General features: G+C 52.0%; 22 protein-coding genes and 1 tRNA gene. 8 read left to right on the forward strand and 15 right to left on the reverse strand.

Features of this window, described 5'->3' with window-relative positions; translation table 11 throughout:
• The coding region (locus HQL65_15790) for a hypothetical protein (protein ID MBF0137696.1) at positions 1–203 on the forward strand (203 nt) is incomplete at its 5' end.
• A gap of 155 nt (positions 204–358) precedes the next feature.
• On the opposite strand, the gene HQL65_15795 is transcribed toward HQL65_15790, so the two are convergent.
• From HQL65_15795 to HQL65_15845, 11 genes are all read right to left on the reverse strand, one after another.
• Positions 359–1543, reverse strand: coding sequence for an MFS transporter (locus HQL65_15795; GenBank protein MBF0137697.1), 1185 nt, complete (start codon positions 1541–1543; stop codon positions 359–361).
• 4 nt (positions 1544–1547) lie between these two features.
• On the reverse strand, positions 1548–1949 hold the full coding sequence (locus tag HQL65_15800; protein MBF0137698.1) for a DUF2782 domain-containing protein: 402 nt from the start codon (positions 1947–1949) through the stop codon (positions 1548–1550).
• A 976-nt stretch (positions 1950–2925) separates the two neighbouring features.
• Positions 2926–4167: an RsmB/NOP family class I SAM-dependent RNA methyltransferase gene (locus HQL65_15805; GenBank protein MBF0137699.1), complete on the reverse strand. Its 1242-nt coding sequence runs from the start codon at positions 4165–4167 to the stop codon at positions 2926–2928.
• A gap of 46 nt (positions 4168–4213) precedes the next feature.
• Positions 4214–5287, reverse strand: coding sequence for an AI-2E family transporter (locus HQL65_15810; protein ID MBF0137700.1), 1074 nt, complete (start codon positions 5285–5287; stop codon positions 4214–4216).
• 6 nt (positions 5288–5293) lie between these two features.
• Positions 5294–5932 carry a L,D-transpeptidase gene (locus tag HQL65_15815; protein ID MBF0137701.1) on the reverse strand — a complete coding sequence of 213 codons (639 nt, stop codon included), beginning with the start codon at positions 5930–5932 and terminating at the stop codon, positions 5294–5296.
• Positions 5929–6627 (reverse strand): Bax inhibitor-1/YccA family protein, encoded by a 699-nt coding sequence (locus HQL65_15820; protein MBF0137702.1) that lies wholly within the window; start codon positions 6625–6627, stop codon positions 5929–5931. Before HQL65_15820 ends, HQL65_15815 begins: the two co-directional genes overlap by 4 nt.
• Before the next feature lie 143 nt (positions 6628–6770).
• Positions 6771–7844, reverse strand: a complete 1074-nt coding sequence (locus HQL65_15825; GenBank protein MBF0137703.1) for a hypothetical protein — start codon at positions 7842–7844, stop codon at positions 6771–6773.
• A gap of 560 nt (positions 7845–8404) precedes the next feature.
• On the reverse strand, positions 8405–9487 hold the full coding sequence (gene amrS / locus HQL65_15830; protein ID MBF0137704.1) for an AmmeMemoRadiSam system radical SAM enzyme: 1083 nt from the start codon (positions 9485–9487) through the stop codon (positions 8405–8407).
• A gap of 16 nt (positions 9488–9503) precedes the next feature.
• Complete coding sequence (locus tag HQL65_15835) at positions 9504–9803, reverse strand: DUF3368 domain-containing protein (GenBank protein MBF0137705.1); 300 nt, start codon at positions 9801–9803, stop codon at positions 9504–9506.
• 281 nt (positions 9804–10084) lie between these two features.
• The gene (locus tag HQL65_15840) at positions 10085–10336 is read right to left on the reverse strand and encodes a UPF0175 family protein (protein ID MBF0137706.1); all 252 of its coding nucleotides are present in this window, start codon (positions 10334–10336) and stop codon (positions 10085–10087) included.
• A gap of 175 nt (positions 10337–10511) precedes the next feature.
• The gene (locus HQL65_15845; protein ID MBF0137707.1) at positions 10512–12575 is read right to left on the reverse strand and encodes a methyl-accepting chemotaxis protein; all 2064 of its coding nucleotides are present in this window, start codon (positions 12573–12575) and stop codon (positions 10512–10514) included.
• Positions 12576–12933: 358 nt separating this feature from the next.
• Here HQL65_15845 and HQL65_15850 point away from each other — a divergent pair, with 358 nt between their 5' ends.
• Entirely contained in the window at positions 12934–13722 is a 789-nt protein-coding gene (locus HQL65_15850) for a DUF1640 domain-containing protein (protein ID MBF0137708.1), read from the forward strand.
• 29 nt (positions 13723–13751) lie between these two features.
• On the opposite strand, the gene HQL65_15855 is transcribed toward HQL65_15850, so the two are convergent.
• From HQL65_15855 to HQL65_15865, 3 genes are read right to left on the reverse strand one after another with little or no spacing between them, the layout of a single operon-like run.
• The gene (locus HQL65_15855) at positions 13752–14528 is read right to left on the reverse strand and encodes a hypothetical protein (GenBank protein ID MBF0137709.1); all 777 of its coding nucleotides are present in this window, start codon (positions 14526–14528) and stop codon (positions 13752–13754) included.
• Positions 14529–14540: 12 nt separating this feature from the next.
• A complete protein-coding gene (locus HQL65_15860) occupies positions 14541–15050 on the reverse strand; it encodes a DUF721 domain-containing protein (GenBank protein ID MBF0137710.1) in 510 nt (169 codons plus the stop codon).
• 2 nt (positions 15051–15052) lie between these two features.
• Positions 15053–15436: a hypothetical protein gene (locus HQL65_15865; protein ID MBF0137711.1), complete on the reverse strand. Its 384-nt coding sequence runs from the start codon at positions 15434–15436 to the stop codon at positions 15053–15055.
• 218 nt (positions 15437–15654) lie between these two features.
• Between HQL65_15865 and HQL65_15870 the strand changes: the two genes are divergently transcribed.
• On the forward strand, positions 15655–16383 hold the full coding sequence (locus tag HQL65_15870) for an SPOR domain-containing protein (GenBank protein ID MBF0137712.1): 729 nt from the start codon (positions 15655–15657) through the stop codon (positions 16381–16383).
• 359 nt (positions 16384–16742) lie between these two features.
• On the opposite strand, the gene HQL65_15875 is transcribed toward HQL65_15870, so the two are convergent.
• Positions 16743–17129 (reverse strand): Rieske 2Fe-2S domain-containing protein, encoded by a 387-nt coding sequence (locus HQL65_15875; protein ID MBF0137713.1) that lies wholly within the window; start codon positions 17127–17129, stop codon positions 16743–16745.
• 140 nt (positions 17130–17269) lie between these two features.
• On the opposite strand from HQL65_15875, the gene HQL65_15880 reads away from it, so the two are divergent.
• From HQL65_15880 to HQL65_15900, 5 genes are all read left to right on the forward strand, one after another.
• Positions 17270–17346: transfer RNA gene (locus tag HQL65_15880), tRNA-Arg, on the forward strand.
• 112 nt (positions 17347–17458) lie between these two features.
• Positions 17459–17710, forward strand: a complete 252-nt coding sequence (locus tag HQL65_15885) for a type II toxin-antitoxin system prevent-host-death family antitoxin (protein ID MBF0137714.1) — start codon at positions 17459–17461, stop codon at positions 17708–17710.
• Positions 17711–17716: 6 nt separating this feature from the next.
• Positions 17717–17902 carry a type II toxin-antitoxin system RelE/ParE family toxin gene (locus tag HQL65_15890; protein MBF0137715.1) on the forward strand — a complete coding sequence of 62 codons (186 nt, stop codon included), beginning with the start codon at positions 17717–17719 and terminating at the stop codon, positions 17900–17902.
• A 43-nt stretch (positions 17903–17945) separates the two neighbouring features.
• Positions 17946–18491, forward strand: coding sequence for a TlpA family protein disulfide reductase (locus HQL65_15895; protein ID MBF0137716.1), 546 nt, complete (start codon positions 17946–17948; stop codon positions 18489–18491).
• Positions 18492–18523: 32 nt separating this feature from the next.
• Positions 18524–18865 (forward strand): divalent-cation tolerance protein CutA, encoded by a 342-nt coding sequence (locus tag HQL65_15900; protein ID MBF0137717.1) that lies wholly within the window; start codon positions 18524–18526, stop codon positions 18863–18865.
• The last annotated feature ends 71 nt before the right edge of the window (positions 18866–18936 follow it).

Below are 18936 nucleotides of genomic sequence, written 5' to 3' on the forward strand. Positions count from 1 at the left end.
CCGGTCGCCTGCTGGCCTGCCTGCCCAAACACACCGAGGCCATCCGTCAACTGGCCTATCACCTGTATACCCTGTGCGAACGAAAAAAGTGGGCCGACGATGCCCGTGCCTACAACGAACTGATCTCCTCCTGGCATGTGATCGCCATGGCCTCCCACGAGGCGATACACATGGGTACACAGGGCACATTGGAGTTGTCATGATGAAATCGGGAGTGACCTGCCATGCCCCGTCGCGTTCAAACCCTGACATGGCGAAAATCCCTCGGAATCTTGACGAATGCCCGCCGGAGGTGGTCGCCTTCGCGGCGTGAATATAAAGCCGAGTTCAGGAAGTAAAGGCCCGGGCAAAGCCGAGTTCAGGAAGTAAAGGCCCGGGCAAAGGAGCGGTTGGAGAGCAGGCTCGCTCCGGCCCCGATCAGGGCTGCCAGAGCCATGATGGCAAACAAGGGCCTCGCTCCCAGGGCATTGTACAGATATCCCGAGAGGGTCATTCCCAAACCGCCGCCAATCCCATAGGCAAAGGCGACATACCAGGCCTGGGCCGAGGCCCGGACCTGGGCAGGGGCGGCCTCGTGGGTGCGGCGGATGGCGGCCACATGGTAGGTGCCGAAGGTGAAGCCATGGAAAATTTGCGCCAGTATCAACAGAGGCCAATCCAGTGTGGTGGCAAAAATGGACCAGCGCAGGGCAGCGATGACGATGGATGCCGTCAAGATTCGGGAGGGACCCAGGCGTTGCATCCAGTATCCGGAATAGTGCAGCAGGACCACCTCCGCCGCCACGCCCAAGGCCCACAGGATACCGATGGCCTTGTGGGAAAAACCGTGATGTTCCAGATGGATCGACAGAAAGCCATAATAGGCGGCATGGGAAAACTGCATGAGGACGGCGGCCAGGTAGAACCACGGCAACCCCGGTGTGGTCAGCAACAGCCGGGTCTGGTGTCGGGATCTGGCGGTCTGGGGTTGGGATTCCGGTGGCGGCAGAAAGAGGGACAAAACAGCATCGGCCAGCAACAGTCCGCCAATCACCCAGAGCAGGGGAGGGGTTCCCCAGCGATCCAGAACCATGCCTAGCATCACGGAAAAAATGATGAATCCCAACGATCCCCACAGCCGGATCCGTCCGTAGTCGCCGCCTGTGCGGATGACCGTCTCCATGGTGGTCGCTTCCACGAGGGCCAGGGGACCGGCCAGAAAAAAGCTGTACAGGGTGGTGACCAACAACAAAAACCAGAAATCGACGCCAAAAAAAAAGAGCGCGTATGTAGCGACCGTCGCAAAAGAGGTGACCACAATGACACCCCGGCGGGCACCCCCATCAGCCAGGGTTCCCCATACCGGTGGTCCCAGCACCTTCATGGCCAGGGGCAGGGCAAGCAAAAGACCGATTCCCCGTGGATCCAGGTGCAACTCTTTCAGATACAGGGGCCAATAGGGAATCCAGACCCCCAGGACGGCAAAATAGAAAAAATAATATCCCCCCAAAACCTGATGGATGGTGCGTGCCTGGCGATGATCGGACGGTGTGGGTATGGTCACGGGTTCATTTCCGGAACAGGACCCACGCCGGCAGAACCAGACGGGCCTCTTCCCCTTCCACGCGGGTGTCGAACCGGCCAGAGCCGGTGGTATCGACCAGGTAGTATCCGGGTTCGGAACTGGGTAAAACCTGCACCTGGAAAACGGCCCCGTTGATTTCGAATTCCCTGATCTGATTTTCTGCCGCATCCTCGTAAAGACGAATGACCATGACCTGGCCGGGATATTCCGGGGCCAGATCCTCTTGAAACCGGGTGACCAGGGAACCACGGGGGGGGGGAAGAAAATCCAGGGCACTGTGCGCAGGGGTGACCGAGAGCCACAGGCTTAGCGAGAGCAGCCACCAGGCCCTTCCATGATCCCGACGGGTGCAGAGCGGGCGTATCGATGCAAAATGGGGTATCATGCGTCCCATCTTAGGGAGGCAACGGGTCCGGATGCAAGGTGGTGGATTGGATCGTAACTTTGTAAAATAATTGTATGAATTTTTCGTTTCATTTTAATTTTGTCAATTTTGATCCAGATAATTCTGATGTAAGGTGATGGATTTTATCTATAAATTTATAAAAAATTTAAAAATTTATGCCTAAATATATAAGAAATATATTAGATGTTAACAGGATGTATAAAAATATTTTAAATCCACGAAGTGTTTTTGTTAGTTTTCTCCTGGAAAGCATTTTCATAATAGGAATAGAATATAATAGTTGTGGAACCCAGTAAAATGCAATAAGAGATGCTATAATATATTGAATATATTCATTCTCAATAGTATGAAAAGGTATAAAAAATATTAACTTGAAGTAAATTATACAAATGGTAAGTGATATAAATAAGCCAATCGTGATTGAATCAACCATGAATTTCCTCCTTATATATAACTAATAATATCATGGCATGTTAATGCCTCTGATTTTTGAATCGCATATTTAGATTATGCTCCGCTTTTAATAGCTACTACTATAAATATAATATTTAATACTAACAGTAAAATAGTAAATATTCGAAATCCGTTAAGCGTTCGTGTGAGTTTTTTCCTGGAAAGCACTCGCATAATCGGAATTGAATATAATAATTGTGGAATCCAGAAAAGAAAAATAAGAAATCCTCTAATATGCTCAATATATTCATGTTCTCGAGTATCTATATACCAAAATGATGATATAAAAAAGTAAGCTATGCAAAGAATAAATGACAGCAATAAGCCAATTATAATAGAATCTTTCACGTCACTGTCTCCATTCACCATATATTATCTGAAATTTGATTGCACACTCTATTAGCATTTGTCAAGGATTTTTTTGCTGACAAAGCCCATGAAGTAGAAATATTGGGTTGTTCTGAATTATTCCGGACCGATTTCCGGAGTAATTATATGTCAATCAACCACGTACCATGATGGCGGCAAAAAAGCCGTCGGTCCCCTGCCGATGTGGCCAAAGGGAGAGAAACGGTTGCATATGTTCCATCTCTGGAACACCAGCAGCAGTCAGAATGGACCGGGCATCGAGCAGGTGAAATCCGGAATTTTCCCGCAAAAAACAGGTAATCACATGTTGATTTTCCTGTTCCAGCAGGGAACAGGTGGCATAGACCAGACGCCCCCCCGGTCGTACCAGGCGCGCCCCGGCATGTAAAAGGGCAGATTGGCGCAAGGTCAGGGTGGTAACCTGGTCAGGCGTCAGGTGCCATTTGAGTTCCGGATGACGGCGCAGGGTTCCGGTACCGGAACAGGGAACATCCAGCAAGACCCGGTCAGCCTTGCCGGTCAGGGGACGCAATTTGGGATCCCCTTCATGGCGAATGACCAGGGACTGGATGGAACGCAAACCGGCCCGACGTTGGCGGGGACGCAGTCCGGCCAGACGTTTGGCGTCGGCATCAGCGGCCACGATGCGGCCACGATCCTGCATCAAGACAGCCAGGTGCAGGCTTTTGCCACCCCCACCGGCACATAGATCCACAACCAGTTGCCCTGGTTGGGGTGCTACAAGCAAGGCGATAAGTTGACTGCCTTCATCCTGGACCTCGATCCATCCCTGCCGATAGGCCGTCAACTCACCCAGTGGCAGGCGATGCGGCAGACGCAGACCGACCGGCGAGAAGGGGGTGGGCGTGGCTGTTATTCCTTCGTTCTGCAAGGAGGCCTGACAAGCCTCCCGGGAACCATGCCGGAGATTGACCCGCACATCTACCGGGGCCGGTAGATTCAGGGCAGCGGCAAGAGATTCGGCATCCTCCAGACCCAGGGATTGGGCCAGATTTTGCCAAAGCCAATCCGGCAGGGAGTGGCAAATGGCTGGAGAGAGATTGGGATCTGGTGGAGGTAAAAAGGGGATTGCCGTGCCCCAGAGATCGAGAATCTGCTCCGGCGTCCAGCCATGCCGGTCCTGTAAGGCGCTGGCCACCAGATGCGAAACAGGGGTGGTCAGATCCGGATCATAACGCCGGCGATGGCGCAATACCCCGTGGATCAAATCACCTGCCAGGGTGCGTTCCCTGGATCCCAAGCCACTTTGTGACCAGAACTGGCGGGTCAACAGGGTTTCGGTTGCCAGGCCGGTCGTGAGGATTTGCTCCAGGAGTTCGATGGCCAGACGAACGGCTCCGGCGGAGTGGGCCATGGGATGGAGATCCAGGAGGCGAGGTGGTACCCGGTGCCGAATCAAGTCAACCTGGAGACGTGACGGTTGAATTGGATACGGGTGGAAGGATGGCGTCGATCACGCTTTTGACCAGAACGGCCAGGGGGACGGCAAAAAAGACCCCGATCAAACCCCAGAGAGAACCAAAAAGCAGCACGGCCAGAATGATGGTTGTGGGGTGAACCTGAACGGTTTCACCCAGGATCAGGGGAGCCACGATATTGCCATCCACCATTTGCAGCACGCCATAGATCATCAGGGGCATGAAGCCATCCCAGGTAATGCCCCATTGAAACACCCCCAGGAGCGCAACCGGCACAATGACCACCACCACCCCCAAAAAGGGAATCAGGACCGACAATCCCGTCAGGAGTCCCAACAAAAAGGCATATTCGCAACCGATGTAGGCCAGGGCGAGGTAGGTGGCCAATCCCAGCAACAACAATTCCCAAAATTTGCCCCGCACATATCCGCCCAGACCCCGGTCAACATCCTGCAACACCTTGAACAGCAACTCCCGTTCACGCGGCAACAGGCGCTGCATTTCCTGGAGTAGGTCTTTTTTATCCTTGAGAAAGAAGAACACAAGAAAAGGTACCAAAAACAAATAAATAACCACAGAAAAAAGTCCGGGCACCCCGTGCAGGAGATAGGTCACGGAGCGGGCGGTCAAGTCCTGGAAACCCTCCAGGAGGCGGGCGAGCAGGGGTTCCATGAGACTGGCACTGATCACCCCTTTGAGTGATTCGGTGACCTGGCCTTTCAGAGTTTGCAGGGTTGTCGTAATGCGGGGAACTTCGCCCAGGAGACGGGAGAGCTGTTCCACCAGGATGGGGATGACCACCCCGAACAGGAGGACCAGCAGAAAAATGAAGAGACTGAAGACCAGCAGGACGGCCAGAATGCGTGGAATACGGAGGAGCGTCAGGGGACGGACCATCCCCTCCAGAAGATAGGCAACCACCAGTGAAGTGATGAAAGGCGCGATGGCGTCGCCAAAGTAGAGGACCACCACGGCACCGCTGGTCAACACCAGGAGCAGGGCAACCAATTGAGGATTCTGGAAATGGATGCGAAGGTCTGAAATTAATTTTTCCATGGAGGATCAGGCAGGAACAATCAAGACCAACGTGTTGTTGGCAACGCGCTGGAACAGATCGAGGACATGTTCATTTTTCATGCGCACGCAACCGGCAGAAGCGGGTTGCCCCAGGAGGTTGGCATGGGAGGTTCCGTGAATATAGATGAATCGGGTCTTGGTGTCGATGCCGGGGCCGCGATTGACCCCTTCTTCGAGACCATCGAGCCACAGAATGCGGGTGGTGATGGCATCCCGGCCATCCACGACGGTCTCGGGGGCAATCTCGCCAGTAGGAACCCGGCCCTTGAAGACCGCTCCCAGGGGTTGACCCTCGCCAATACAGGCACAGATGCGATGCAATCCGGTGGGGGTGCGACCACTGTCGATCTGATTGCCGAAACCGGCCCGGCCCGTGGAGACGGGCCAGTGCCGGATCAGACCGTTTTGTTCCAGACAGTAGAGACGCTGATATGTTCCCAGGACCACCACGGCAGCGGTCACTGTCTGCCAACCTGCCTGGAGCAGTTTATTTCTGGCCTGCTCCAGGGCAGTGGTTTCTTCCGGGGTAAAAGCCGTGTCGGCATGCGGATCCAGGCCGGATTTCAAGCCGGGATCCGTGCCGGTGGCGGCGATTCCGGAGAGCGCGGGTTGGGCTGGGATCAATCGTCACTCCCCAAAATGCCCAGCAGGCGCAGGAGAGACAAAAACAGGTTGACGACGTTCAGGTACATGGAGAGGGCTGCCACCTGAGGGGCCACGGCCCAGGGGTTATCCCTGAGGGATTGGGTTTCCCAGGCAATGTACAGGGAGAAGATGACCGCGCCAGCAGCACTCAAAGCGAATGAAAGGGCCGTGGAGTGGAAAAACAGGTTCATGAGCGAGCCGACCAGCAGGATGATCAATCCGGCAAACAGGAACGTTCCCATCATGGAGAGGTCGCGCCGGGTGGTCATGGCATAGAAGGTCATGCCCACGAAGATGGCTCCGGTCAGAAAGACCGCCTGGCCCACAGCGCCGGACATGCCCTGGCTGACATAAATGGCGATGATGGGTCCGATGGTGAACCCGGAGATCCCGGTGAACAGAAAGAGGGTGGGGGTATTTTTGACATAGAGGGCCAGGAAAAAGGCACCCAGTTCCAGCACGAGGAGCAGGATGGGATGTTCAAAGGCAAAGCGGGTGTGCATTCCCACATAACCGGCCCCCACGGACATGAGGAGGCTGGCCGCCAGAAGAAGATAGACCTGCTTCAAATATTCGACGGCAGATTCCTGTTCCTTGATGTCGATGGCGGGTATGGGACCGTTTTCAACCTGCACCGGGACCCGCGCCCGGGTATCGAAAGGATTTTCGTTCATGATGGACTCTCCTTGTTGGGTTTTGTGCGACCCGCCTCTGACCATTTCCTTCGGTCCCAGAGGGCAAGCGCCGGATACATGATCCATGCATACCTGGTTTTGGTTAACGAATCGGATATGATGCACGAAGACAGCATATTTTTTCAAGCATGATGTGCAACAGGTTTTTCGGCATTCGGTGCGACAGAATCTTTAACAATTTCAACACGACCTTCAGAGATAAAGTTATGGATCCCATTGATGCGTCTATATATTGAAAGAACGAGCTTGGAGTAGACTAAAACATTGTTATCGCAGGACGCAAAAAATGTTTCATGTTCATTCATTTCTAATGTTTGCAATATAAAATCAGCTTTTTTCTTAACAAATTCTTTTTTTGCATCACTGGAAAAATCGGTTGATGGCTTTGCTGTTTTTAATTTTTCTTGAGTCAGAATTTTATCTACGGAGTGATAGGCTTCTTTTGTTTCCTTATATGACCGCTCAAAATTTTCTATTAAACTAATTGTTTCTTTAAAAACATCACGATTACCCAGCAGTTCTATCTGACCAGGAGATGCATATTGGATAGCCGCCACCTTAAGTTGGATAAAATCAAGCATGTTCATGAGTGACCTGTAAAAACCAAAATAGCTCCCACCTGCCGTCCATAATCGAGGAGTGATCAATCCGGTCAAAGCTTTTCTGATTAATTCAGGGTTTTTGAGATTTTTTAGATATGAAATTGCGTACAGGTCAGATATTTTACTATAAAATTGTGAAAAATCAATTAAATTCCAGACCCCGTTAATATAAAAAACGTGACGATATCTCGCTTCCTTATTAATATTTTCTAAATTGTTATGGCTCGACGAAAATATTCCTTTTCCTGGCCAAAAATCATTATTTTTTACTTCACGATCTGAAGCTCTAATTAATTTTACAACATCATTTTCTTCTTTATATAAATCAAAAAAATAGTACTCATTCCTGGACGCATGAGAGAATAAATATAAAAGATCAGCCTTGCCGCTCATATATTTTTCAAAGTTATCTCCTTTAATTCTACATGCAAAAAAAGGTTGGTCCATATAGCAATCCATGCCGTCTTGGTCAACCGCAATCGCAATAATTTTTTTATGAATACTGTTATCACTTAAAAGAATAAGCTGTGGCCCGTCAAAATATAGCAATGTATCGATCATCGTTGCGCTTAGGATGGGGGATTGCTTACTCATAAGTTGACGCTTTCTCTATGTCATAGATGATCGCACCAAGAGGATTAAAGGAAGCATACATCCAAAAATCAATATGGCCGTTATTGGATGGTTGAATCATGCCAGCCTCACGATTTAATTTAATTATTACTATATATGATTTTCTAAATTTAGGGTATTTTTTAATCGTATCACGTATAAATCTAATGTTACCCACGGAACACGACGCCCAACGACAGGGCGTGACACCTTTTGCTCTTCCTCGCTTCTCAATTCCAAGATTATCGAGTTTTGCATGCGAATAAAAATCCACCTCTGTGGGTGTGGATGATTTTACAAACCTGAAAGCAATTCTTTCATTCGATTCGACCGCATCGTGCGGTGGACAATTAGCAGGAAGCGCTTCTGCAAATGGTCCTGTCCGTGGGTTACATTTTAGATTTGAATCATGGACCGACATGAGCCGTCAATAATCTGGATTTTCACAATCGACACACCTGACCGGGAGTGGATATTTCAAACAAACCTGACTGTCACTCTGCTCTCAGGATACCTTTTTTATGGGGCACCGGGCAAGGATTTTATGATTTCACCTGTCCATCATCAGATAGGGAGGCAAACCTTCCGGCGCAAGGGGTGTGGCATCGGGTACAGGTTCCTTTGTGGGTCAGATGCATTTCCAGGAGCGTATATCCATCCCGGATAATGAGGGGCTGTTTACAGACATGGCACCGGGTGGTGCTTCCTTCCTGATCGCGGAGGTTACCGGTGTAGACGTAGCGCAGGCCGTTTTGGCGGGCCATGTTGCGAGCGCGGACCAGGGTGCTGAGCGGGGTTCTGGGCTTGTCCTGCAAACGATAGGCCGGGTGAAAGGCTGAAAAGTGCAGAGGGGTATCCAGGCCCAGGTGTTCGGCCACCCATTGGGTCAGGCTTGCCAGTTCGGCATCGCTGTCATTTTCACCCGGGATCAACAGGGTGGTGATTTCCAGCCAGACATTGGTCTGCTGGCGAATGTAGAGCAGGGTTTCCAGGACGGGTTGCAGCGCAGCGCCGCAAAAGCGGTGGTAGAACCGTTCCGAAAAGGCCTTGAGGTCCACATTGGCTCCATCCATGTGGCGATAAAAATCTTCGCGGGCGGCATCCTGCATGTAGCCGGCGGTGACGGCCACGGAGTGGAGACCCAGGGCATGACCGGCCTGGGCGGTTTCCATGGCATATTCCATGAAGACCACGGGATCATTGTAGGTGTAGGCCAGGGAGCGACAGCCCGATTTTTGTGCGGCAGCAGCGATTTGGGTGGGGGTGGCTACGGTCATTTGGCGATCCGTGGCGCGGGAACGGCTCATGTGCCAGTTTTGGCAAAATTTGCAGGCCAGATTGCATCCTGCCGTGCCGAACGACAGGATGGTGCTGCCCGGAAAAAAGTGATAGAGGGGTTTTTTTTCGATGGGATCGATGGCGAAGCCAAAGGAGCGGCCATGGCTGGTCATGACGATCTGGTCTTCGGCGCGTGCTCGCACGAAGCACCAGCCGCGTTGACCTTCTTGCAGGCGACAGGCGCGGGGGCAGACGGTGCATTGAATGCGGGAGTCGGGGAGAAGCTGCCAATATCGGGTGGGGACTACGCCGGGGTCGGTCAAAGCGGTGGATTCAGTTTTTTTCATCTTGAAAAACAAAAAATTACTCTCCAACATGATCCAATATTTGTGTCACCAGGGCATCGTCCACGTAGAGACCGGAATGACAGAGCCGCTCAATAACCGGACCCACCTGAGCAATCAATCCCTTTTGCCTGGCATACACAACAACTCCCAATGAACCGATGATACGCACGTTGAGGGTTTGGGCACAACGACGGGCTGCAAGATCGTCCAACACCACCCGATCTGCGTGGAGTTGCACGGCTGCTGTGATCGCTTGTGTTTCCCCTTTTCCCAGATTCCACGTTCGCACTTCGGATGCAACCAAACATTCAGGCACGACGCGCACCCCTTTTGTGTTACATATGAAACGACCCAGTAGAGCCTCATCCGATCTGGCCAACACTTCCTGCCTGACTGCATCCGGGACAACAAGTTCATCGACCAAACTGACCAATAATTCGAGATATCCAGCTTTTCCAAACAAAATGAGCGGTGATGAGTTCGTGACCCACCGCCTGGTATACAAACCGTTCTGATTTGAAACGTCCACTTTCGCCGACATGACCATCCCTGATGCACCGGAAAATTTTGGCAAGTCAAATCAGCGCGGTTGGTCCACTAGGCATCCTGAAGCTCCGCAACGATTTCTTCAAAACCAGTTTGGCAAGCTGGTACTTTGCGGTGAAACAACTCTTCCAAAAACTCGGCCCTGGAGATGCCAGACAACTCTGCCGCTCTGCCCTGGGAAAGACGCCCCTGAGCATACCAGTGTATGAATGCCGCAACGCGCATTTCCCGTGCAAACTCGGCAGGTGCCATATGGAACGTACTCAACACATCTGAATCAAAATCAAACGCAATGGTGATCATTCCTTTCTCCCCTGCACGCTTCCATGATCATTATTTCAGCGTACCACACTGTCATGTCGGGATCATTGCAGCATCCAAAAGCGGCCCACCAAGTGGGCGAAAATGACGTTTAAAAAACAAATGAAAAACTGGGATGGGGGTCCAGGGGGAAGGGCTGCGCCCTTCCCCTCTTTTATTAGAAATTTTCGAACTCGTCGTCTTTATGGGCAGCGTGCGGGTCATCCATGTCCAGTTTGACGCCAGAACCCGAGGATTTGTCACTCGTTGCCGATTTTTTGCCGGCTGGTTTTTTGGCGGCTGGTTTGGCATGGGTCAGTTGCAGGGGAGCGGCGGACTTGTGTGACGCCGATGTTTTCTTTTTCGCCTTGGCAGCCCCCTGGGAGCTTTCACCAATCCGGAAAAAGCTGATGGCCTGGGCCAGAATATCGGCCTGGGCGGAGAGTTCTTCGGAGGTGGCGGCCATCTCCTCCGAGGCACCGGCATTTTGCTGGATCACCTGGTCCAACTGCTGGATGGCAGAGTTGATCTGTTGTGCCCCCTGGGTTTGTTCCTGGCTGGAGGTGGCGATTCCCTGGATCAGCTCCGAGGTCTTCCGTATGTCCGGCACCAGTTTGTTGATGATTCCGCCGGCTTTTTCGGCCACCTGCACGCTGGTGGCGGAGAGTTGGCTGATCTCTCCGGCGGCCAACTGGCTGCGTTCGGCCAGTTTGCGGACTTCTGCGGCGACCACGGCGAAACCCTTGCCATGTTCCCCGGCCCGGGCGGCCTCGATGGCGGCGTTCAGGGCGAGCAGGTTGGTCTGCCGGGCAATTTCTTCGATAATGCTGATCTTGCTGGCAATCTGCTTCATGGCGGTCACGGCCTCATTGACCGCGTTGCCCCCCTCTTCGGCATCCTTGGATGCCTTGTGGGCAATCTTTTCGGTGGTTTGGGATGTTTCGGTATTGTTGGCAATGTTCGAGGACATTTGCTCCATGGCTGCCGAGGTCTCTTCGACGGAGGCAGCCTGTTCGGTGGCTCCCTGGGAGAGATTCTGGGCGCTATCGGACAATTCATTGCTGCCGGCGGCGACATTGTCGGAGGCATTGCGCACGTCATTGACCACTTCCCGCAGCTTGTCCACCATGCCACGCATGGCATCGGCCAACAGTCCCACTTCGTCTTTCTGGCGCAGGTCGATGGTGGCTGTCAAATCCCCCTCGGCAATCAACCGGGCAAAGGCCACACCCTTCATCAATGCCGCCACGATGGCATTGGTGATGACAAAAGCCACCACCAGACCCAGGATGATGGCCAGAATACTGCCGGTCGCAATCAGCGTTTCGGACGAAGCAATCTGCTTCTCCATCTTGGCTTCCTGATTCTTGATCGCTTCTTCGGTGACCTTTCCGACCTCGGCAGCAGCAGTTACCATGGTTTTGAAGGACTCTGCCTGTTTCAGCATGAGTCCATGGTATTCTTTGAACGAGGTCTCATAACTGACCAGGGCGGCCAACGTCTTTTTCCCCTGTTCCTTGTTTTTTTCCTGTTTGAAGCTGGCAATCAGGGATTCGAAATTTTTCTTGATCTTGGCAACACTTGCATTGACGGCCTGGGCATATTTGTCTTCGCTTGATATGATCAACTCTTTTTCATTTTTGCGGACATCGATAAAATCGATCTGTGCCATGTTGGCCACGTCCGCCTTTTGGATCTTGTCATTGATTTTTGCAAAAAGTTCCTTGCGGTTGGCAGCGATGTTATCGTCTTTTTCTGCCTTTCCCAGAATCTCTTCGAGTTGACCTTCCTGATCCTTGACCAGGACTTCAGTCTCGGCAAGGGCGGAGCGGCCTGCCTCTCGCATTTTTTCCATCGTTGCGGCACGCTTGTTGGCCAGGTCCACATATCCCTGGAACTCGTCCCGATAGGTGGTTGCAGCCTTGATCGTGCTTTCCATCTGTCCCTTGTTGACCGGATCGGAAAATCTATCCCGCAACTCGGTGGCCAATTTTTTCATGTTATCCAGTTCGGCCAGGGCTTTGGTTGCTTCATCGGTCTTTTTGTTGTCGAGCATGTAGCCGCGGGCCGCGATGCGGGCCGTGTTTAAATGGTCGCCGAGTACGCCAACTTGTTGCACCTTTTCTGCCCGATCCGCTACGCCGGTGATTCCATTCCAGCCTGAGAATCCCACCAGGACTGTCAGCAGCAGCACGATGCCAAAGCCCAGACCCAATTTCAAAGCCAGTTTCAAGTCTTTCATTGTTCTCTGCCCCTCCCGCATTTCGTTCGGTAGTTCCTGTCCATGGAAAAATTCATCTTGATTTTCAACCTTTGGAAAATTTCTGAATAATTTTAACATCTTGAAATATACCAGAAGCCTTTTATTTAAAGTTCGATTATCAAAATATCTGAAAGTTTCACTTTCTGCGACATATTTTTTTGGACCGGGTTATGTATTGATTTTATATAACAATAACATTAAGTTAATCATGCAGGAGCGTATTGAAGCGACCCGATGGGGCAAAGTGTGGCATGCTGGGCGTGGCATCGATTATACTCCAGAAAGTGCAAATGGTGGCATCCGACGACCATGCCAGGCAGCCAAGAAAGGACCCGACATGCATGCCCAAATTGCTTTTGATACCCATACCTCTGTCAAGCGGCTTGTTTCCGCCGGTGTTGCGGAAAAACAGGCCGAGGCTCATGTGGAACTTTTGGTCGGAATCCTGGAGTCAGGTCTCTCCACCAAGGCCGATATGGCCCAGGTTGAAGTGCGCATCCTGGAGCTGAAGCGGGATATCAAGGATCTGGAAGCTGGCCTGAAGCGGGATTTGAAGGAGATGGATACCGGCCTGAAACGGGATTTGAAAGATGTCGATGCTGGCCTGAAGCGTGATTTGGCAGAGTTGGATGCTGGCCTGAAGCGTGATTTGGCAGAGTTGGATGGCAGGGTGAAAATTCGCATGGAGGAGTTGAAACAAGAATTGAAGGAGTTGGAAGGGAGGACAGAGGGACACCTGAAAGAGATGGATGGGAAGATAGATATTCGTTCAAGGGAACTGGAAACCAACCTGCGGCGGGATATGCAGGCAATGGAAACCAACCTGCGGCGGGATATGCAGGCAATGGAAACCAACCTGCGGCGGGATATGCAGGCAATGGAAACCAACCTGCGGCGGGATATGCAGGCAATGGAAACCAACCTGCGGCGGGACATGAAGGAAATGGAATTAAAAAATGAAGCCAAGTTCAAGGAGTTGGATGGAAAAATTGAAATCTTGCGGGTTGAATTGAAGCGCGACATGAAAAGGCTGGAAGCCAACCTGGTCAAATGGATGATGGGTACTGCCGGCGCCATCATCGGCATTTTGTTTGCGCTCATGCGGCTTGTGCCGATGACCCATTGATCGGATGGTGGGTGACGGTGCCATGGCGATCATGAGCCATTGGATTGGTATTCAAGCCTGGCAAGGGCCAGGGTTCGGTCAAAGTCGCCCATGAGAAGATTGATGTTGGCATTGAAGGTTTCCAGACTGCCTCGACGGTATTTTGCCAGGGCGATCATCTGCGAAAGAACACCATAAAGATCAATCGTTTTTGCATATTTTTTTCTGTCGATTTCTTTTAAATCTTCGATGATCAAGGACTCCGCAGCATCGAGTCGGGCGAAAACACCCACTCTGGTGAATTCGGTATGGGCAATTTCCAGGGCGGTCACAAAGTCGATGTTGGGTGATGCACCACTGACGGCAGGTCGGGCAAAGGTCAGCGGTGTCTTGCGCAATTCACTGATGAGCCAACTGTCATTGACCGTTTCGGACGTGGGCTTCCAGACTTTTTGCTGCGGGTTCATCATTCGGCACGAAAAAGAAATGGATGTGGACCAGATTTCACTGTATTTGTCCAGATGAAAATAGACAGCATCCTTGACATGATACAATTTTTCAAACGTTGGCATGTTTCCATTTTTTATTTTATTTATTTTTTCATCATAAACATTGGTAATTCTTTTGCCGGCCTGAATGGACATTGATCCATAAAAAGCTTCGTTTTTATCGCTCATCATGTAATTTTGTTTATAATATTCCAGATCTTCTCCCAGAATCCCCTTTTCGATCAAGTCGTTTTCACCTTTGGTGTAGGGTGAATGGATGACGACGCAACCACTTACAAAAAACATCATAACCAGACCGGGAATCAGGGATTGTTTCATTTATTGACCTGCTCAGGGGGATGGTTGGATTTTGTCGGGAATGCGGGTACGGATCAGACGCTTGAGGGCAATGCGATACAGAATTTCCTGCAACATGGGGTCGGCCACCATGGTGACCTGGGATTGAGCTTGTTGAATTTCATTGGGCAGGGGAGGGGGCCAGGAGACGGAATCCGGGTTGGGAGGGGGGCGCTGGGTCTTCTGAAGAAATCGCAGGGTACCCTGCTTCAGGAGGATGCGTTGCAGGCTGCCAGGTGGCAAGAGAGGAGCCAGGCGTTCCAGCAGCTCGTGCTTGATGAATTCCAACTCGTTTTTCCAGGCGGGCGAATCCACCCGGATCGTCAATGTTCCGTCGCTCAGCCGCAAAGGTTCGGTATGCTGGGCGAGTTGGGGTCCTACGGCGGTGACCCATTCCCGCCATAAACGTTGTGCCCGTCCGACCGGATGATCCAATAATTCATGCGTCAATTGGGGAATCACTTCACCCAATGGAATCATGGTGCGTTGAATGCGGGGTGGCATGGTCAACGAAACTTGATGGCGATGCCCTTGATGACCCGAAAGACCTCTCTTTCATTGACACCCAAGGGGTTGTTGACCGTCTTGCGCCCCTCCAGGCTCTGATCGACGATAATGGCATCGGCTCCGACGGATGCGGCCTTGGCTCGCATATGTTCGACCAGTTGAATGCCTGAAAGCACATCCTCTGTGGCCAGGGTCTCCAATTGGGCAATTTCGCGGTAGGGTCGCTCGGGAGGTTTGGAGAAAGCCTCGACCACCCGACTCGGGGGAATGCGCTCCGATGGATCGACGAGCGATATGTTGGTGACGATTTTTCCCTTGCCAGTACAGGAGATCAGGAACAGAGCCAGCAGGAAAAAGGTCAAGAGTTTTGAACCGGTTGCCATCCATGTTCCCCCATTTCAAACCAGACTGAAAACGGCCCGATACTTGCAGAAACCAGATCGGGGTATGAAATACCATGCGCACGCTGCCAGCCGATTAAACTGGATTCGTCGAGTGAATGCAACATTTTATACCCTGGGCGACATACCGGATGAACAGGGAATGTTCGCAGGGAAGGAAAGTATTGTGTTCAAGGGAATGGGAAAGGAGAGGTATACCCATGTTCGAGAACAAACGGCAAAGACGAAAATGGGCCCTGGTGTTGGCGGCAAGTCTGGGTCTAGGCTTACTGCCGGGCTGTGCCAGTCAGTTGGAGGAGAGTCCGATCTATTATGCAGACAGCCGGTCATCCCAGACTTCGGATACCTATGCGTCCACCTCTGTTGCCGATGGGCCTGTTGAGAAAATCAACTCCCGGACGGTGATTCCACCGCCGACGAATAAAACATTCCATCCATCGGGACAGAATGAGGCCAAAACGGTGCCGACTCCTGTTTCCCCTCCAGCCACGAAAAAACCGCTCGGCAAGGTGTCTGCATCTGGAGCGGGTATTTCGCACCCACCACAGCTCAAGCCCAAGGACAAGGTGGCAGCCGGACCACAGCGCAAGGCGTCTCCAGCCGCAGATGCGGCGCAACGAAAATCCGCATCAACCAACGATCATACAGCCACTCCGGCCAATTCACGCTCGGATGGAACTGTTGCTCCCATGCCGGGAGATCAGCGGTTTTACATTGATCTGGGCAGTTTTCAGGACCAGGAGAGTGTTTCCCAGATTGCCACCCGTTTGACGGAGCTGGGATTGCCGGTCGAAAGAAGGGCTGTCCGAGTGGGTGAGCGCACTTTTCTGCGCTTGACTGCCGGACCTTTTCCCTTTCGGGCCGAGGCAGAATGGGCAGCAGCTCTTCTCAAGGAAAAGACCGGCATGGAAGGTACCATCGTCATGTAGAGTTGATCACAACGTGAGCTTCATTGCTTCATGTTGACATTTTCGGAGTTTTCCCTCCCTGTTGAGACCTGCCGACACCGCAGCCCATGCTGCGGTTTTTTTTTAAAAAAAATGTCCAGATGGAAAATAAAGTAACGATAAAAAACGTTTGAAAAACTGGGATGGGGGTCCAGGGGGAAGCGGCTCTGCCCTTCCCCCTGGCGGGGTTTGGGGCGGAGCCCCAACAAAATCTTTTATATCAAATCCTTTTTTTGCAAGGGTTCTGGATGGATACAAAAAGGGAATGGTCGGGTGTGGCCGGGTCGAAGGAAAAATCGGAATGGTAGCCGGGTCGAAGGAAAAATCGGGATGGAGGTGTTTTATCCCGCCAAATAGATTCCGCCACCCCGAATCTCCAGGGGGACAGGCGTCAGGGACTCTCCCAGACAATCGCCCCAGACACAGAGTCCATCGTCGGCTTGAAAGCGGGCACCATGGACGCTACAGCGGATGGTTTTCGGATCATCCTTCATGAGAAACGGCCATCCGGGACGGGGAGGATTCAAGGGTACCTGAAAGTGGGGGCAGGCATTGACGTAGGCCCGTGCCTCCTGATTTGCATACGGGACAAGAAACAGACGGAATGGTTTATTGGCCCCTCTTTCCCAAACGAATTCCCGACCCAGGGAGTCACGCAGCTCTGCCAATTGACAAAGGTAGGTACCGGGGGAAGGTGCGTTGTCGAAAGGAAGAATCTTTTGCGTCATGGTGATTTCACATCTCAATTTCATCCTGCCGATTGATTATGGAAACCGAGTCAGTCTACTTTTCCTGACCGGCGGATCAAGGGATTCTCTGGTGGGAGGCGGTGAACTTCTGCTACAATTCTTCTGATTGGAGCAGGCAAGCCCCCGTAGCTCAGCCGGATAGAGCGCCGGATTCCTAATCCGTAGGCCGTGGGTTCAAATCCCGCCGGGGGCACCAGTCAAAAATATGTTGCAGATTGAATAACTCTTTCCAAACCAAAATATTGATTGAAGTGTAGCATGGATTGGAACTGTTATGGCCAAACGGGCTGCAATCAGGAGTCCCTGACATGATGCGACTGGCAGTACACGAGGCGAAGGACCGGTTCGGGCAATTGATGGACCAGGCGCAGCAGGAGCCGGTGACCATCGAGAAGAACGGCAGGCCCGTGGCTGTGCGACTCTCTGTGGAGGAGTGCCATCGGGTGGAGCAGTTGAAACTGGAAAAGTTTCAGCGGGATCTGGAGGCTGGAATCGTCGAGGCTGAGCGTGGAGAACTGTTGGATGGCGATCAGGCTTTTCAAGAGGTGTTGAAGGATTGATCAGCGTTGGAGGCCCGGTTTCGGCTTACACCGCTGGCCCGGGAGGACCTGCGCGGCATTCGGGGTCATATCGCCGGGGATAATCTCCGTGCGGCCAAAAGGATCCTTCAGCTTCTCCAGACCAAATGTCATTTGTTGGCGCAAAATCCGGGATTGGACGTATCGTTGTCAACAGGGCAGGGCTTCCTGTAGACTGGTCGGATGACCAACCGAAACAGCAATGGGGCATGACCGCATGAAGCACAATACCAGGCCAATCAAGCGATGTTTATGGCGCGAGAGTCAATTTTTAGTTCTGATCATTTTTTTATGCGGATGGTGGCATGCGGAGGCTTGGGCCGAACCGCCCAGGGGACGGGATGCGGCGCTGGAAACCATTGACGGCAAGAGTTTGCGTCTGGCGGATTATCAGGGCAAGGTGGTCGTGGTCAATTTTTGGGCCACCTGGTGCCCGCCCTGTCTCAATGAAATTCCCACCCTGATCGAATTTCAGGAAAAATATCAGCAGCAAGGCCTGGCCATCATCGGGGTTGATTTCATGGATCGCATGGATCCGGAAAAGCTTGCCAAGTTTGTGGCCCGACGGGGTATCAACTATCCAATCGTTGTGGGTACACCTGCCAAGACCCAGGAACTGGCCCGCTATCTGGGTGGGGTCATGGGGTTGCCCACCACCAAGATTCTGGATCGCAAGGGGAATGTGGTTCGCTCCCTGACAGGAGAGTTGCAACCGGACAAGTTTCGGCGGTTGCTTGAACCGTTGCTGAACGAACATCCGTAGGACAAGTTGCCGATGCAGATGGAGGATGCGTGATGGAAGACAAAACCGCGGCCATCATCGTCTGGTGTACCGCTCCCGACACTGCGGTGGCCGATACCCTGGCCAGCACGCTGGTTCAGGAGGGACTGGCGGCTTGTGTGCATGTTTTCCCGGCTGGTCAATCGATTTATACCTGGGAAGGAAAACTGGAAAAAAATGTTGAAAATGTGCTGATGATCAAATCCCGGCAGCCATTGTACCCGCAGTTGCAGACCCGGTTGCGGGAACTCCATCCCTATCAGGTGCCGGAAATCCTCATGGTTCCGGTGCGTGACGGATTGCCGGACTATTTGAGCTGGCTGGTGCAGGTGACGCCGGGACCAGAAAACGTCTGAGAGGCTGTCTAATAACATGTTAATTTCAATAAAAACGAATGAAAAACTGGGATGGAGGTCCAGGAGGAAGG

It is taken from the genome of Magnetococcales bacterium (assembly GCA_015228935.1).
GTDB lineage: Bacteria > Pseudomonadota > Magnetococcia > Magnetococcales > DC0425bin3 > HA3dbin3.